Origin of the sequence: Streptomyces sp. NBC_00820, assembly GCF_036347055.1 — a bacterium.
Classification (GTDB): domain Bacteria; phylum Actinomycetota; class Actinomycetes; order Streptomycetales; family Streptomycetaceae; genus Streptomyces.
In genome coordinates this window covers 4,814,367-4,829,150 of the sequence record NZ_CP108882.1, presented here as the reverse complement: position 1 = coordinate 4,829,150, position 14,784 = coordinate 4,814,367, and the positions used below count along the sequence as shown (strand labels likewise).

22 protein-coding genes are annotated in these 14,784 nt (G+C 66.9%); 4 read left to right on the top strand and 18 right to left on the bottom strand.

From position 1 onward, the window contains the following. From rplE to rpsJ, 14 genes are all read right to left on the bottom strand, one after another. A complete protein-coding gene (rplE, locus tag OIB37_RS21905; RefSeq protein ID WP_026248231.1) occupies positions 1 to 558 on the bottom strand; it encodes a 50S ribosomal protein L5 in 558 nt (185 codons plus the stop codon). After that, complete coding sequence (rplX, locus tag OIB37_RS21900; protein ID WP_330459297.1) at positions 555 to 878, bottom strand: 50S ribosomal protein L24; 324 nt, start codon at positions 876 to 878, stop codon at positions 555 to 557. The genes rplE and rplX overlap by 4 nt, the downstream gene beginning before the upstream one ends. A 2-nt stretch (positions 879 to 880) precedes the next feature. Next, on the bottom strand, positions 881 to 1,249 hold the full coding sequence (gene rplN, locus OIB37_RS21895; protein ID WP_003992364.1) for a 50S ribosomal protein L14: 369 nt from the start codon (positions 1,247 to 1,249) through the stop codon (positions 881 to 883). A gap of 130 nt (positions 1,250 to 1,379) precedes the next feature. Beyond that, positions 1,380 to 1,664 (bottom strand): 30S ribosomal protein S17, encoded by a 285-nt coding sequence (rpsQ, locus tag OIB37_RS21890; RefSeq protein ID WP_018543912.1) that lies wholly within the window; start codon positions 1,662 to 1,664, stop codon positions 1,380 to 1,382. Continuing rightward, entirely contained in the window at positions 1,664 to 1,888 is a 225-nt protein-coding gene (gene rpmC, locus OIB37_RS21885) for a 50S ribosomal protein L29 (RefSeq protein WP_007494763.1), read from the bottom strand. The genes rpsQ and rpmC overlap by 1 nt, the downstream gene beginning before the upstream one ends. Further along, entirely contained in the window at positions 1,888 to 2,307 is a 420-nt protein-coding gene (gene rplP, locus OIB37_RS21880; protein WP_330459296.1) for a 50S ribosomal protein L16, read from the bottom strand. The genes rpmC and rplP overlap by 1 nt, the downstream gene beginning before the upstream one ends. A 5-nt stretch (positions 2,308 to 2,312) precedes the next feature. Then, positions 2,313 to 3,143 carry a 30S ribosomal protein S3 gene (gene rpsC / locus OIB37_RS21875; RefSeq protein WP_330459295.1) on the bottom strand — a complete coding sequence of 277 codons (831 nt, stop codon included), beginning with the start codon at positions 3,141 to 3,143 and terminating at the stop codon, positions 2,313 to 2,315. Further along, positions 3,143 to 3,490: a 50S ribosomal protein L22 gene (rplV, locus tag OIB37_RS21870; RefSeq protein ID WP_026252021.1), complete on the bottom strand. Its 348-nt coding sequence runs from the start codon at positions 3,488 to 3,490 to the stop codon at positions 3,143 to 3,145. The genes rpsC and rplV overlap by 1 nt, the downstream gene beginning before the upstream one ends. A gap of 43 nt (positions 3,491 to 3,533) precedes the next feature. Then, positions 3,534 to 3,815 (bottom strand): 30S ribosomal protein S19, encoded by a 282-nt coding sequence (gene rpsS, locus OIB37_RS21865; RefSeq protein WP_330459294.1) that lies wholly within the window; start codon positions 3,813 to 3,815, stop codon positions 3,534 to 3,536. A 12-nt stretch (positions 3,816 to 3,827) separates the two neighbouring features. Next, positions 3,828 to 4,664 carry a 50S ribosomal protein L2 gene (gene rplB, locus OIB37_RS21860; protein WP_330459293.1) on the bottom strand — a complete coding sequence of 279 codons (837 nt, stop codon included), beginning with the start codon at positions 4,662 to 4,664 and terminating at the stop codon, positions 3,828 to 3,830. 38 nt (positions 4,665 to 4,702) lie between these two features. Then, positions 4,703 to 5,122, bottom strand: coding sequence for a 50S ribosomal protein L23 (rplW, locus tag OIB37_RS21855; protein ID WP_330459292.1), 420 nt, complete (start codon positions 5,120 to 5,122; stop codon positions 4,703 to 4,705). Further along, complete coding sequence (gene rplD, locus OIB37_RS21850) at positions 5,122 to 5,778, bottom strand: 50S ribosomal protein L4 (protein WP_330459291.1); 657 nt, start codon at positions 5,776 to 5,778, stop codon at positions 5,122 to 5,124. Before rplD ends, rplW begins: the two co-directional genes overlap by 1 nt. A 5-nt stretch (positions 5,779 to 5,783) precedes the next feature. Continuing rightward, positions 5,784 to 6,428 carry a 50S ribosomal protein L3 gene (gene rplC / locus OIB37_RS21845; protein ID WP_018543906.1) on the bottom strand — a complete coding sequence of 215 codons (645 nt, stop codon included), beginning with the start codon at positions 6,426 to 6,428 and terminating at the stop codon, positions 5,784 to 5,786. Between the two features lie 17 nt (positions 6,429 to 6,445). Next, on the bottom strand, positions 6,446 to 6,754 hold the full coding sequence (gene rpsJ, locus OIB37_RS21840; protein ID WP_003948644.1) for a 30S ribosomal protein S10: 309 nt from the start codon (positions 6,752 to 6,754) through the stop codon (positions 6,446 to 6,448). A gap of 562 nt (positions 6,755 to 7,316) precedes the next feature. Between rpsJ and OIB37_RS21835 the strand changes: the two genes are divergently transcribed. Genes OIB37_RS21835 through OIB37_RS21820 form a run of 4 tightly spaced genes read left to right on the top strand, consistent with a single transcriptional unit; the run spans position 7,317 to position 10,346 of the window. After that, a complete protein-coding gene (locus OIB37_RS21835) occupies positions 7,317 to 7,622 on the top strand; it encodes a hypothetical protein (RefSeq protein ID WP_330459290.1) in 306 nt (101 codons plus the stop codon). Next, complete coding sequence (locus OIB37_RS21830; RefSeq protein WP_330459289.1) at positions 7,619 to 8,398, top strand: hypothetical protein; 780 nt, start codon at positions 7,619 to 7,621, stop codon at positions 8,396 to 8,398. Before OIB37_RS21835 ends, OIB37_RS21830 begins: the two co-directional genes overlap by 4 nt. A 20-nt stretch (positions 8,399 to 8,418) precedes the next feature. After that, complete coding sequence (locus tag OIB37_RS21825) at positions 8,419 to 9,852, top strand: putative T7SS-secreted protein (protein ID WP_330459288.1); 1,434 nt, start codon at positions 8,419 to 8,421, stop codon at positions 9,850 to 9,852. After that, positions 9,849 to 10,346 (top strand): hypothetical protein, encoded by a 498-nt coding sequence (locus OIB37_RS21820; RefSeq protein WP_330459287.1) that lies wholly within the window; start codon positions 9,849 to 9,851, stop codon positions 10,344 to 10,346. Before OIB37_RS21825 ends, OIB37_RS21820 begins: the two co-directional genes overlap by 4 nt. A gap of 9 nt (positions 10,347 to 10,355) precedes the next feature. Here OIB37_RS21820 and OIB37_RS21815 read toward each other — a convergent pair whose 3' ends face one another. The 4 genes from OIB37_RS21815 to tuf form a co-directional block, all read right to left on the bottom strand. Next, the gene (locus tag OIB37_RS21815) at positions 10,356 to 10,610 is read right to left on the bottom strand and encodes a hypothetical protein (RefSeq protein ID WP_330459286.1); all 255 of its coding nucleotides are present in this window, start codon (positions 10,608 to 10,610) and stop codon (positions 10,356 to 10,358) included. 266 nt (positions 10,611 to 10,876) lie between these two features. After that, positions 10,877 to 12,946 (bottom strand): hypothetical protein, encoded by a 2,070-nt coding sequence (locus OIB37_RS21810; protein WP_330459285.1) that lies wholly within the window; start codon positions 12,944 to 12,946, stop codon positions 10,877 to 10,879. 15 nt (positions 12,947 to 12,961) lie between these two features. Next, positions 12,962 to 13,396, bottom strand: coding sequence for a hypothetical protein (locus tag OIB37_RS21805; RefSeq protein WP_330459284.1), 435 nt, complete (start codon positions 13,394 to 13,396; stop codon positions 12,962 to 12,964). A gap of 116 nt (positions 13,397 to 13,512) precedes the next feature. Then, positions 13,513 to 14,706, bottom strand: a complete 1,194-nt coding sequence (gene tuf, locus OIB37_RS21800) for an elongation factor Tu (protein WP_330459283.1) — start codon at positions 14,704 to 14,706, stop codon at positions 13,513 to 13,515. Positions 14,707 to 14,784 lie beyond the last annotated feature (78 nt).

Sequence of the window (14,784 nt, the reverse complement as noted above, 5' to 3'; positions counted from 1 at the left end):
TTACGCCTCCTTGAACGGGAAGCCGAGGTGACGGAGAAGGGCACGGCCTTCAGCGTCGTTGGTCGCCGTGGTGACCACGGTGATGTCCATACCCCGGACACGGTCGATCTTGTCCTGGTCGATCTCGTGGAACATGACCTGCTCCGTGAGACCGAAGGTGTAGTTGCCACGGCCGTCGAACTGCTTCGGGGACAGACCGCGGAAGTCGCGGATGCGCGGAAGCGCGAGCGACAGGGTGCGGTCCAGGAACTCCCACATGCGGTCGCCACGGAGCGTGACGTGGGCACCGATCGGCTGACCCTCGCGCAGCTTGAACTGCGCGATGGACTTGCGGGCCTTGGTGATGGCCGGCTTCTGACCGGTGATGGTGGTCAGGTCACGGACGGCACCGTCCATGAGCTTCGAGTCACGGGCGGCGTCGCCGACACCCATGTTGACCACGATCTTGACGAGACCGGGGATCTGCATGACGTTCTCGTACTTGAACTCGTCACGCAGCTTGCCCGCGATCTCCTCGCGGTACTTCTGCTTCAGACGCGGAGTGGTGGTAGTCATCAGATGTCCTCACCCGTCCGCTTGGCAACGCGGATCTTGTTGCCCTCGTCGTCGAAGCGGTAACCGACACGCGTGACGACCTTGTTGCCGTCCTTCTCAACGACCAGCTGGACGTTGGAGACGTGGACAGGCGCCTCGGTCGTGACGATGCCACCGGCCTGCGAACCACCAGCGGTGGGGCCGGCCTTGGTGTGCTTCTTGACCCGGTTGACACCCTCGACCAGGACACGCTCTTCGCGCGGGAAAGCGGCAATGACCTTGCCCTGCTTGCCCTTGTCCTTACCGGTGATGACCTGGACCAGGTCGCCCTTCTTGATCTTCATGCTTACAGCACCTCCGGCGCGAGCGAGATGATCTTCATGAACTTCTTCTCGCGCAGCTCACGGCCGACGGGGCCGAAGATACGGGTGCCGCGAGGGTCGCCGTCGTTCTTCAGAATGACGGCGGCGTTCTCGTCGAAGCGGATGTACGAGCCATCCGGACGGCGACGCTCCTTGACGGTCCGAACGATGACCGCCTTGATGACGTCACCCTTCTTCACGTTGCCGCCCGGGATCGCGTCCTTGACGGTGGCGACGATGACGTCACCGATGCCCGCGTAGCGGCGACCGGAGCCACCGAGCACACGGATGCAAAGGATCTCCTTCGCACCAGTGTTGTCGGCGACACGCAGCCGCGACTCCTGCTGGATCACGTCTATCTCCTGTTTGTCTGCCGGTTCCCCGGGGGCCGCTCGGAAAAGCGGCCCCCGGAGCCTGGCGGAACTGTCCTGCGAGGGGTGCCCCGCAGGAACCTTGCTTAAGGAATCCCCTTACGGGAATTACTTACTTGGCCTTCTCAAGGATCTCGACGACGCGCCAGCGCTTCGTCGCGGACAGCGGCCGGGTCTCCATGAGGAGGACACGGTCGCCGACGCCCGCAGCGTTCTGCTCGTCGTGCGCCTTGAGCTTGTTCGTACGGCGGATGACCTTGCCGTACAGCGCGTGCTTCACGCGGTCCTCGACAGCGACGACGACGGTCTTGTCCATCTTGTCGCTGACGACGAGACCCTCGCGGGTCTTGCGGAAGCCGCGGGCCTCTGCGTTCTCAGTCACGTTCTTCTCGCTCATCAGGCGTTCTCCACCGTCTCGATGCCCAGCTCACGCTCGCGCATCAGGGTGTAGATCCGCGCGATGTCCTTGCGGACCGCCTTCAGACGGCCGTGGTTCTCGAGCTGACCAGTCGCCGCCTGGAAGCGGAGATTGAACAGCTCTTCCTTGGCCTCGCGGAGCTTCGCAAGAAGCTCCTCGTTGCCCAGCTCGCGCAGCTCGGACGCCTTGGTACCGGCCGACATCACGCTTCACCTGCCTCGCGCTTGACGATCCGGCACTTCATCGGCAGCTTGTGAGCCGCACGAGTGAGAGCCTCACGCGCAGTCTTCTCGTTGGGGTACGACAGCTCGAACATGACGCGTCCGGGCTTGACGTTGGCGATCCACCACTCCGGCGAACCCTTACCGGAACCCATGCGGGTCTCGGCAGGCTTCTTGGTGAGGGGACGGTCCGGGTAGATGTTGATCCAGACCTTGCCGCCACGCTTGATGTGGCGGGTCATCGCGATACGAGCCGCCTCGATCTGGCGGTTCGTGACGTAGGCCGGGGTCAGCGCCTGGATGCCGTACTCGCCGAACGCAACCTGCGTTCCACCCTTGGACATTCCACTGCGCTTCGGGTGGTGCTGCTTGCGGTGCTTGACCCTACGGGGGATCAGCATTTCGGTCAGGCCTCCGTTCCGGTGCTCTCGGCCGGAGCGGCGGCGGCAGGAGCCTCGGCCTTGGGGGCCTCGGCGCCGGCAGCCTGCTGCGGCTTACGACCGCGCCCGCCACGCTCGCCACCGCGGCCACCACGGGCCGGGCGGTCGGCGCCACCACGGGCCGGGCGGTTACCCGCACGGGCCGCAGCGTTCTCGGCGCGGACCTCGGCGATGTTCTTGACGTCGCCCTTGTAGATCCAGACCTTCACACCGATGCGGCCGAAGGTCGTCTTGGCCTCGAAGAAGCCGTAGTCCACGTTCGCGCGGAGCGTGTGCAGGGGCACGCGGCCCTCGCGGTAGAACTCCGAGCGGGACATCTCGGCGCCGCCGAGGCGACCGCCGCACTGGATCTTGATGCCCTTGGCGCCGGCCTTCATGGCGGACTGCATGCTCTTACGCATGGCCCGACGGAAGGAGACGCGGGAGGAGAGCTGCTCGGCGACGGCCTGGGCAACCAGCTGAGCGTCGACCTCGGGGTTCTTGACCTCGAGGATGTTCAGCTGGACCTGCTTGCCGGTCAGCTTCTCCAGCTGGCCACGGATCTTGTCGGCCTCCGCACCGCGGCGGCCGATGACGATGCCCGGGCGAGCGGTGTGGATGTCGACACGGACGCGGTCACGGGTGCGCTCGATCTCAACCTTCGAGATGCCGGCGCGCTCCATGCCGGACGTCAGCATCCGACGGATGGCGACGTCTTCCTTGACGTAGTCCTTGTACAGCTTGTCGGCGTACCAACGGGACTTGAAGTCCGTGGTGATGCCGAGCCGGAACCCATGCGGGTTAACCTTCTGGCCCATTACCGGGTTCCTTCCTTGCTGCTGACGACCACGGTGATGTGGCTGGTCCGCTTGCGGATCCGGTAGGCACGGCCCTGGGCACGCGGACGGAACCGCTTCAGGGTCGGGCCCTCGTCGACGTAGGCCTCAGAGATGACAAGGCTGTCGACATCGGTGTGGTCGTAGTTGTGCGCGGCGTTGGCAATGGCGCTGTCGAGCACCTTGCCGACCGGCACGGAGGCGGCCTGCGGAGCGAATCGCAGGACGGCCTGGGCCTCCGTGGCGTCCATGCCACGGATGAGGTCCACCACGCGGCGGGCCTTCATGGGCGTGACGCGGATGTACCGCGCCTGGGCCCTGGCTTCCATGGTTGTCCCTTCAGTTACTTACGTGTCTGAATGCGATCCGCTACTAGCGGCGCTTCGACTTCCGGTCATCCTTGACGTGGCCCCGGAAGGTGCGCGTCGGCGAGAACTCGCCGAGCTTGTGGCCGACCATCGCCTCGGTGACGAACACCGGGATGTGGGTCTTGCCGTTGTGCACCGCGATCGTGTGACCGAGCATGGCCGGGACGATCATCGAGCGACGGGACCAGGTCTTGATGACGTTCTTGGAACCGGCTTCGTTCTGGACATCCACCTTCTTGATCAGGTGGTCGTCGACGAAGGGTCCCTTCTTCAAGCTACGAGGCATCTCAACCCGTCCTTAGCGCTTCTTGTTCGTCTTGCGGCGGCGGACGATGTACTTGTTCGACGCCTTCTTGGGCGAACGAGTACGGCCTTCCTTCTTGCCCCACGGGGACACAGGGTGGCGACCACCGGAAGTCCGGCCCTCACCACCACCGTGCGGGTGGTCAACCGGGTTCATGACGACACCACGGACGGTCGGGCGAACGCCCAGCCACCGCTTACGGCCGGCCTTACCCCAGTTGATGTTGCTCTGCTCGGCGTTGCCGACCTCGCCGATGGTGGCGCGGCAGCGGACGTCGACCAGGCGGATCTCACCGGACGGCATGCGCAGGTGGGCCATCGAGCCCTCCTTCGCAAGCAGCTGCACGGAGGCACCGGCGGAGCGGGCGAACTTGGCACCGCCACCGGGACGGAGCTCGATCGCGTGGATCGTGGTACCGACCGGGATGTTGCGGAGCGCCAGGTTGTTGCCCGGCTTGATGTCGGCCCCGGGACCGTTCTCGACGCGGTCACCCTGCTGCAGGTTGCGCGGGGCGAGGATGTAGCGCTTCTCGCCGTCCGCGTAGTGCAGCAGCGCGATGCGCGCGGTGCGGTTGGGGTCGTACTCGATGTGCGCGACCTTCGCCGGCACGCCGTCCTTGTCGTGACGACGGAAGTCGATCACTCGGAAGGCGCGCTTGTGTCCGCCACCCTGGTGGCGAACGGTCACACGACCGGCGTTGTTACGGCCGCCCTTGCTGTGCAGCGGGCGAACCAGCGACTTCTCCGGCGTGGACCGCGTGACCTCGACGAAGTCGGCGACGCTGGCGCCACGACGGCCCGGCGTAGTCGGCTTGTACTTGCGGATTCCCATTTCTCAGTCCTCGTCCGATATCGGACGATCCGACCCGCTTACGCGGTCGGACCGCCGAAGATGTCGATACGGTCGCCCTCGGCGAGGGTCACGATCGCGCGCTTGCTGCCGGCACGCTGACCGAAACCGGTCTTCGTGCGCTTGCGCTTGCCCTGGCGGTTGATCGTGTTGACCCCGGTGACCTTGACCGAGAAGACCGCCTGGACGGCCTGCTTGATCTGGGTCTTGTTGGCGCCCGGGGCGACGATGAACGTGTACTTGCCCTCGTCGAGGAGCGCGTAGCTCTTCTCCGAGACGACCGGCTTGAGCAGCACGTCACGGGGGTCCGTGAAGGACTTGCTCAGAGGGGTCTCGACAGTGTTCTTGCCCTCGGTGGCGTGGCGCTTCGCCTTGGCGACGCGCGCGGCCTTGGCGGCCTTGGCGGCCTTCGAGGCGATAGCGGGGTGACGGATAGCCATCAGGCCTCGCTCCCTTCGGTGTCATTGGCCTTCGGGCCGGACACGAAGGACTCGAAAGCGGCCTGGGTGAAGACCACGTCGTCCGAGACGAGAACGTCGTACGTGTTCAGCTGGCCCGGCTCCAGGATGTGGACCTGGGGCAGGTTGCGCGCGGAAAGCAGCGCGGCCTCGTCGGAGCGCTCGATGACCAGGAGCACGTTCTTGCGCTCGCTGACCTTGCCGAGGAAGCTCTTGGCGGCCTTGGTGGAGGGGGTCGCGCCCTCGATCACGCCGGTGATGACGTGGATGCGAGAGTTACGGGCCCGGTCGGTGAGGGCGTGGCGCAGGGCCGCGGCCTTCATCTTCTTCGGGGTCCGCTGCGAGTAGTCACGCGGCGTGGGGCCGTGGACGACGCCACCGCCGGCGAACTGCGGCGCACGGGTCGAACCCTGGCGCGCGCGGCCGGTGCCCTTCTGGCGGTAAGGCTTGCGACCGCCACCGCGGACCTCGCCACGACGCTTGACCTTGTGCGTGCCCTGACGGGCGGCAGCCAGCTGCGCGACGACGACCTGGTGAAGCAGCGGAACGCTGATCTTCTCTACGCCGAAGATCTCGGCCGGGAGCTCGACGGTCCCGGCGTTGTCGCCGGAGGGCGACAGAATGTCAATGGTGCTCATAGTCCTCAGGCCCCCTTGGCCGCGGTGCGGACCAGGACGAGGCCGCCGTTCGGACCAGGAACCGCGCCCTTGATGAGGAGCAGGCCCTTCTCCGCGTCAACGGCGTGAACGGTCAGGTTCTGGGTGGTGACCCGCTCGTTGCCCATGCGACCCGCCATGCGCATGCCCTTGAAGACACGACCGGGGGTGGCACAGCCACCGATGGAACCGGGCATGCGGTGCACACGGTGGGCACCGTGGGACGCCTTGCCACCCTTGAAGTTGTGGCGCTTCATGACACCGGCGAAGCCCTTGCCCTTGCTCTTCGCGGTGACGTCAACCTTGACGCCCGACTCGAAGACCTCGGCAGTGATCTCCTGACCCAGCGTGTACTCGCTGGCGTCGGAGGTACGGAGCTCCACCAGGTGGCGGCGCGGGGTGACGTCGGCCTTGGCGAAGTGGCCCTTGAGGGGCTTGTTCACCTTGCGCGGGTCGATCTCGCCGAAGGCGATCTGGACCGACTCGTAGCCGTCGACGTCGTTCGTGCGGACCTGGGTGACGACGTTGGGGCCGGCCTTGACGACGGTGACGGGAACAACACGGTTGTTCTCGTCCCACACCTGCGTCATGCCGAGCTTCTCGCCCAGGATGCCCTTGATCTGCTTAGCCATTCTCAGATCACCGACCCTTAGAGCTTGATCTCGATGTCGACACCGGCCGGGAGGTCGAGTCGCATCAGGGAGTCAACGGTCTTCGGCGTCGGGTCGAGGATGTCGATCAGGCGCTTGTGCGTGCGCATCTCGAAGTGCTCGCGCGAGTCCTTGTACTTGTGCGGCGACTTGATGACGCAGTACACGTTCTTCTCAGTGGGCAGCGGCACCGGGCCTGCGACCGACGCACCAGTGCGCGTCACCGTCTCGACGATCTTCTTCGCCGAGGAGTCGATGACCTCGTGGTCGTAGGCCTTGAGCCGGATGCGGATCTTCTGTCCCGCCATGGCTACTCAGTAGTCCTTTGTCTCGTAAAACGCTCTGGCGTCCAACGGTCTCCTCCTCCGACCCACGCGGTCGGGCGTGTCGCGCTCCTGCCAGCAAAGATCTCCACCAGGGATTTCCCTACCGAGGGACGCGGCCAAGCCCATGAGGCAACCGCTGGACCGGGGGCTGACTGCATTCGCATCACCACGAATGCGCGACCACCGGGCACCTGGCCTGCACCCCGCTGACACTTCCCGGAAGATTCCCGTACGTCCGCCCCAGTGCTGCCTTACGACAGATAGGGCGACGAGTACTGTGGGACTCGCTTCCGGTCCTCCCGGCGGGAGGCGCGCAGCATCGGTACTCGACCGAGCAACTCGGACAGTCTGCCATATGGGGCAGGCCCCTGGCCAATCGAGCCGAAGAGATTACCCCGAGAGTGACGCAGGTCAAACACCGCGACCCTCCGGGAGAATCGAGCGGGGGCGCGCCGGGCCCCGTCGACCGCCCCCTGTCCCGCCTCCGCGGCGTGCGCTTATGCGAAGATCGCAACCGGCACACTTCACGGGGAGCGCGACGGAGATGGCTGGTCACTGCAGGGCCGAGTTCGAGGCGCTGGCCCGACTCGTCAGGGATCTCGGCGAGTGCGCGGACGGTATGCGGTCCGCGATGCGGCAGCTGAAGGACATCGGGCCCAAGGGAGCGGGCTCGGCCGAGCTGGAAGAGGCGTGCGACGACTTCCAGGACGACTGGGGCCACGGCATCAAGCTGATCGCCGAGGCCACGGGCGGCATCGCCGAGAAGGTCGCCCAGTCGGGCCGGCTGTTCCAGCACCTGGAGGACCAAGTCGCCGCGACCGTACGGTCGGTGAAGGCCGGTGACCGATGACGTCCGCAGCCGTCTCCCCGCCCGCGTTCCGCTTCCGGGTCGGGCCGGAGTTCCACGCCGTCCCCCTGGGCATCGGTGACGACGAGGACGCCTTCGACGAACACATGCGGGCCTTCGCTCGCGATTACTGGGGCGACGGCGAGGAGCTGGAGCCCCTGCGCCGGCTCACCGCGGCCATGTACACAGCGAACGCGGAGAACCTCGTCGCGGGCGGCGCCGTCTACAACGCGCTCGGCATCTTCCCCGTCGGCGGCAGCGCGGACGGCACGGAACCGCCCGAGCGGATCAGCCGCGCCACGCTCACCGTCAGCGTGCGGGAGCTGGACAATCCCGACCCCTACCTCACCGCCGCGGGCATCGCCGAGCTCCTGGACAAGGCCGCGGACGGCGGCGAGGGGGGCGAGGTCCAGCCGGTCACCCTGCCCGCCGGCCCGGCGGTCGTCCATATCGCCGGGTCACGCGCGGTGTGGGAGCTGCCCGAGGGCGATCAACCGGGGCAGGAGCGGGATCCCGGGCAGGAGCCGGATCCGGGCCAGGAGCAGGAACGGTTCTTCGTCCGAATCGAGGTCTGGCTGCCCTTCCCCGACGACGACCGGCTGCTGCTGCTCTGCCTGAGCACGGCCGACGTGCAGGACCTCTTCCACTACCAGGCGGTCCTCGCGGACATCGCCGACACGATCACCTTCGGCGAGGCCGCCGAAGCCGCTGTCGCCGAAGCCGCGGTCGCCGACCCCACGCCCGCCGGCGCGGCCGCCTCCCCCTTCACCGCCTACTGACGGCGCCGAGGAGACCACCCTTGAGCACACAGACGTACGAGGCGCTCGGCTTCGACCCCGCGCCCGGCGTGCCCGCCTCGATGCAGCACCTGGTCGCCACCCTCACCAAGGTGGGCAAGCAGCTCCACGACGCCCACGCGACGCTGACCCGGCTGGGCAGGACGGACGGAGCCTGGGCGGGCGAGGCGGCATCGGCCTTCGCGAAGAAGGTCGGCACACTGCCGAAGTACCTTGCAGACGGGCACAGTTCACTGACCGACGCCACGCACGCGCTGCACGGCTGGGACACACGCCTGCGCGAGTTCCAGTCCCTCGCACACCGCTACGAGGGCGAAGCCGCCGCGGCCAGGAAGGCGTTGCGATCGGCACAGAGCAACCCGGATCTGGGGCTTGCCGGCCGGTCCTTCGACACGGACGCGGCGCTGCACGAGGCACAGCAGCGCCTGGACCACGCGACGAAGCGGGTGAACGACGCCCAGGGCGAGCTGGACGCCGTCATCAAGAAGGCGCGGCACCTGCTGTCCGACCACGACGAGGCGGCCCGCGCGGCCGCCTCGCTGCTCCGCAAGGCCGCCGAGCTCGCCCCCGACGAGTCCCTCCTCGACACCCTCGGCGACCTCCTGTCGAGCATCGGCGACAGAATCCAGGACCTCGCCGGCGACCTCTGGCACTGGATCCAGAAACACGCGGACGAGATCTACAAGATCGGCGACTGGCTCGGTCTGGCGGCCGCCGCGTGCGACGCCCTGGCCATCGTCTTCTCCGAGACGGTCATCGGCGCCGCCGTCTTCGAGGTCCTCGCCAGACTTCTGAACACCGGCGCCCTGGTCTTCCACGGCGTCGGCTGGGCCGCCGGCTCCAAGAAGGGTTCGTGGGCCGACATCGGCCTCGACATCGCCGGCTTCGTGCCGTTCGGTGACCTTCTCAAGGGAGGCAAGGTGGTCGCTCAGACCTTCAAGGGTGTGGAGATAGCGGCCGATTCCTTCAAGGCGGCCGACCGCATCGCGGAGATCGCCGCAAAGGCACCGGGAGCCGACATCGTGCTGGAGTCGAAGAAGCTCCTCGGCTTCGGCAAGGAGACGGCCGTGTACCGGGCCACCGCGGACTCCCTCAAGGGCCGCTTCGCCATGGCCACGGAACGCGTCTTCAGCGACGCGGTACGGCACGAACGGTCACTGACCAGCCCGGTGAAGTTCCTGGACAACGTGGTGTTCCCGAAGGTCATCGACAACACCCCGCTCGGGAAGATCCCGGCCCTGGCCGAGTCGGTGATCCTCGGCGACAACGGCAAGACGTTCATCGACCCCACCTCATGGGTGTCGCGCGGACCCGAGGCCGCGTATCGCGGATACAAGCTGTACGAGTCCGCCGAGACGGCCCTCTCCGACGAGGTGCACGGCAAGTTCGAGAAGTACAAGGACTTCGTCGACCGCGGGCTGGGGGTGCAGGGATGACCTCGTCGAACCGGGCCTGGGATCCTCGCCCGCCCAAGTCGGCTCTGCGTATCTGGACGCGCTACTGCCTGCAGTGGGTATGGGGGCCGCCGCTCTGGCTGCTCGTCCGTCTCCCGCTGATCCTGCTGGCCCTGCTCGATGTGGAGATCACGTCTTCGGACGTGTCCCGCTTGGGGAAGCCACGCTGGTGGGCACGTATGTGGATCGACCGTGAGCGGCTGCTGCTGGAGCGCATCACCGATCCGCACGCGCAGGAGCGGGAACTCCGGCAGCTGCTGGACGACCACCGCCTCAACTGTGTTCCCGTGCACCCCGGCGCGGGCGCCCCCATCCCCTGCTCGGGCGGCAGGCATCACCTCGCCGTCGAAGCCGGTTACTACCGGCTGCTGGGCGCACGGCGCGCCTACGAGATCGCCCACACCGAGTACAGCTGGCTCCTGGCCGAAAACGCCGAGAAACACCTGCCGGCCTGGCTGCAGCTGCGCTGCCCGTGAGCTGGTCGTTCAGGCGCAGCCGAGCGTCTTGAGCGTGGCCGGGAAGTAGGCCCGCATGAACTTCTCGATGTTCTTGCGGTGGGTCTGATCCGTGAGCTTGATCTGGGGGAGCTGGAGGGTGAGGGTGAAGTAGTTGCCACCCTTGGTCTTACAGGGGGCTTGAGAGATGGCTCCGTCGGTGCCGACGATGGTCTTGTATCTGAAGCTGATACCGCGCGGTTTGGTGATGCCGGAGACCTTACCGGTGTCGTTCGCCAGATACATGAGATCTGTTGCGACGGGTCGCCAAGAGAAGCGGAGACCGAGGAGCACGTCATTTCCTGATAGAACCGAACAGGGCGCTGTGACTGCTTGCACTCGATTAACTTGGTCGTACTCATGCAAGTTATCGGTCGGCGCAACAAGCAGGCGAGTGACTGCGGGGTCAATGCGTGTTCCGCAGATTGCATCCGGGACTTTATTGTGTGCCGGAGGAGCACACGAGGCCACTGTCGCGGCAAGAAACAGAGGGATGATGCACACACGTCCCCTCACCGGACCGCCGCCCCGGAGACTCCGATGGCGTGATCGATTCCTTCTCCGCTGGATCTGTGAATCTCGGCCTGAGGGTCAAAGCGAGGATCGTTCGCCGTCTGATGCGCCTTGGACCACTCGCCTGAGAGAGCCATCAACTGCTGATTCCTATCGGAGTATGCCTTCACATTCTCGGCCGTCTGCTTTTCGTCAAGCTTCTTCTGCTCATCCTCCAGCCACTTTTCCGTCACATAGTCAAAGCCTGCCTGAACATCATCACTGGCCACAGGAATATAGCTAATCGCCTTGTCGAATGCCGGCTTGGCTTCGAACTCGGCAGTTTCGGGATCTCCCTGTGCTTGCACACGAGCCTCCTCCAAAAACCCGATGGTCCGGCCAGCTCGGCGAAGAGAATCCGCTGACTCCGAGCGATCCGAATGAATACCCGCCACCATCGCCTGATTCAGCCCCCCGTTCAACGTCCCGTACGCCCCCTCGTCCTTGGACACCTGCTTGGCGACCTCGAACAGTTCTCGCTGCTGCAAGGGGGACCGGGAGATGTCGATCTCGCTCATGGAGGCGTGGACCGTGCTGCCGTGGTTGACGAGGATGTCGGCGACCGGGCGGCGCAGGGACGGGGGGAAGTCGTCGCCGCGGTCGGAGAGGTAGCCGAGGGTGGACTTGAGGACGGCCTCGTTCCGGCTGGTGTGGGCGGCGTAGTGGGCGTGGGTGTCCGAGGGGTCGATGCCCGTCGTCGCCGCCTTGAGCGCCGCTCCGAAGCCCGTGCGGTCGTCCCCGTCGGGTACCGCCTCGTACGTGGTCGCCTTGGGGCCGTCGTGGCCGTGCAGCGTGACGTTCCAGTCCCGCTCCCGCATCAGGTACTTCATGTGCGCGTCCGAGGACAGATAGTGCGCCGCCGTCGAGGGGTCCCGGCTCATGATGCCCAGCGCGCCGTCCACCGGATCGTTGGCGAACCAGCCGTCGCGCCGGCCGCTGTACTGCCCCTTCAGCCGCCAGATCCCCGGCTCCCGCTTCTCCGCCGCGACCATGTCGTCCGTCAGGTCCTCCAGCATCCGCGGCGCGTACCCGTGCCCCTGCCGCATCAGGGTGACCAGGGACTGGTAGCCGACCGCCTTGTCCAGGCGCTCCCCCTGGACGTCCGACGCGTAGTGCCGGGGGCCGGCGTGCCTCATCGCGGTGCGCCAGTGCCTGTACCAGGACGAGTCCGTGTCCCGCGTCGCCGTGGCGAGCGAGTTCGCGAGGCCCGACTCGATCGCGGTGTACGCGCCGGGCCGCCCCGCTCCCCCGTGGGACGAACCTCCGTGGATCACGTCGTTCAGGGCGTTGGTCAGCCGGATCGTGCCCCGCGCGCCCAGGTCGTCCAGCAGGGTCCGGGAGAACGCCGCGTCGCCGGAGTTGTCGCGGAACAGGCGGTCCAGTTCGGTGAGTTCGCGCGGCGACAGGCGGCCTCCCCGGCCCAGCCGCTCCAGCGGCCCCTCCGCCGAGAGCGCCTCGTACCTCTCGACGTCCCCCAACGCCCTGCCGTTGAAGCCCCGCCCCCCGACCAGCGGATCGGAGTCGACGACGGCTGCGGTCAGGGCCAGCCGGACACCCGCGTCCGCGTCCGCCACCGCCTGTACCGCACGGTCGACGCGGTCCTGCCAGGACCGTACGGCCGACTCGGCGTGCGCCGCGGAAGCGTGCCGCTCCCCCGCCTTCGCGTCCCTGGGGTCCAGGCCGACCCGCCCCCGGTCCGTGACCCGCATCCCGGCCGCCTCCGCCTCCTGGCGGGCGCTCTTCAGCCGGCCCTTCAGCTCCACGAACTGGGCATGCGCGTCCCGCAGCAGTGAGGCGATCGCCTTGGCCTCCGTCTGCGCGTACTGGAACTCCCTCAGCGTGACGCCGAAGCGCCCGTGCGCCGCCTCCGCGCTCATGCCCGCCCAGCCGGCGCCCAGGGAGATGCCGTACACGTGCCGGCGGTAGGCCGTCTCCTGCTTCTCGAACTCCCCCGCCATGCCGTCCCAGCGGTCGGCCGCGGTGGTGAGCGCGGAGAGGTCGGCGCTCATGATCTCGTGGTAGGTCGGCATCCCCGGTCGCCCCCGTCAGTACCGGTCCAGCGCGGACACCTGCCGCAGCGACGACCCCACACCCGCGTCCGCGCCGGTCAGCACCACGTTCGTGCTGCGCAGCGCGTCCTTCTCGGAGCCGAGCCGGTCCATCAGGTTCCTCACCTGGGCGCTCCAGGCCCCGTGGGCCTCGCGTAACGCCGCGGAGGTCAGCCAGCCGTCACCGTCCCGCGCGCCGAAGGCCTTCACGGCGGCGCCGGACTCGTCGTCCGCCCAGTCCCCGGCCCTGCGGGTGTCCGGCTCGATGTGGTCCTGTACGGCCTTCGCCGCCGCCCGCTTCTGCGCCGGCGACGACGCCAGCGTCCTGTGTCCCCCCGGCCCGGGGCCGCCGCTCAGATCGCCCACCGTCCACCTCTCGACGTGTCGCCGCCGTACTGCCCACATCAACCGCCGGGCGCCGATCTTCGTCACGGTGGGTTTTCCGGCCGCCGGGTTGACGCCGCCGCACAACGCGAAGAGGGCCCGTACGACACGAAGTCGTACGAACCCTCTTCAGGTCAGTCAGTGACCTTCAAGCAAGCGTGAACTTACTTGACGATCTTGGTGACCTGGCCGGCGCCCACCGTGCGGCCACCCTCACGGATGGCGAACTTCAGGCCCTCTTCCATGGCGATGGGCTGGATGAGCTGCACCGACATCTCGGTGTTGTCACCCGGCATGACCATCTCGGTGCCCTCGGGAAGGGTCACAACACCGGTCACGTCAGTCGTACGGAAGTAGAACTGCGGACGGTAGTTGTTGAAGAACGGCGTGTGGCGGCCACCCTCGTCCTTGGACAGGATGTAGGCCTGGGCCTCGAAGTCGGTGTGCGGCGTGACCGAACCCGGCTTGATGATGACCTGGCCGCGCTCGACGTCCTCGCGCTTGATGCCGCGGAGCAGCAGACCGACGTTCTCACCGGCCTGGCCCTCGTCGAGCAGCTTGCGGAACATCTCGATGCCGGTGACCGTGGTGGTGGTCTTCTCGGTCTTGATGCCGATGATGTCGACGGTCTCGTTGACCTTCAGGACACCACGCTCGATACGACCGGTGACGACCGTGCCACGACCGGTGATCGTGAAGACGTCCTCGATCGGCATCAGGAACGGCTTGTCGACCTCGCGCTCCGGCTGCGGGATCGACTCGTCGACGGCCTTCATCAGCTCGAGGACGGTCTTGGTCCACTCGGGGTCACCCTCGAGGGCCTTGAGCGCCGAGACCTTGACGACCGGCAGGTCGTCGCCCGGGAACTCGTACTCGGAGAGGAGCTCACGGACCTCGAGCTCGACGAGCTCCAGGATCTCCTCGTCGTCCACCATGTCGGCCTTGTTCAGGGCGACGACGATGTACGGAACGCCGACCTGGCGGGCCAGGAGCACGTGCTCCTTGGTCTGCGGCATCGGGCCGTCGGTGGCGGCGACCACGAGGATCGCGCCGTCCATCTGCGCGGCACCGGTGATCATGTTCTTGATGTAGTCCGCGTGACCCGGGCAGTCGACGTGGGCGTAGTGACGCGCATCGGTCTGGTACTCGACGTGCGCGATGGAGATGGTGATACCGCGCTGGCGCTCCTCGGGCGCCTTGTCGATGTTGTCGAACGCGGTGGCCTCGTTCAGGTCCGGGTACGCGTCGTGCAGCACCTTGGTAATGGCGGCCGTGAGGGTCGTCTTACCGTGGTCGATGTGACCGATGGTGCCGATGTTGACGTGCGGCTTAGTCCGCTCGAACTTCGCCTTCGCCACTGGGTCCTCCTGTGGAGTGGTTCTGTACGCCTTGCTTCATCGGCGCCAGGTGATCTTTGCTGGAAAGCCCGGAGCCCG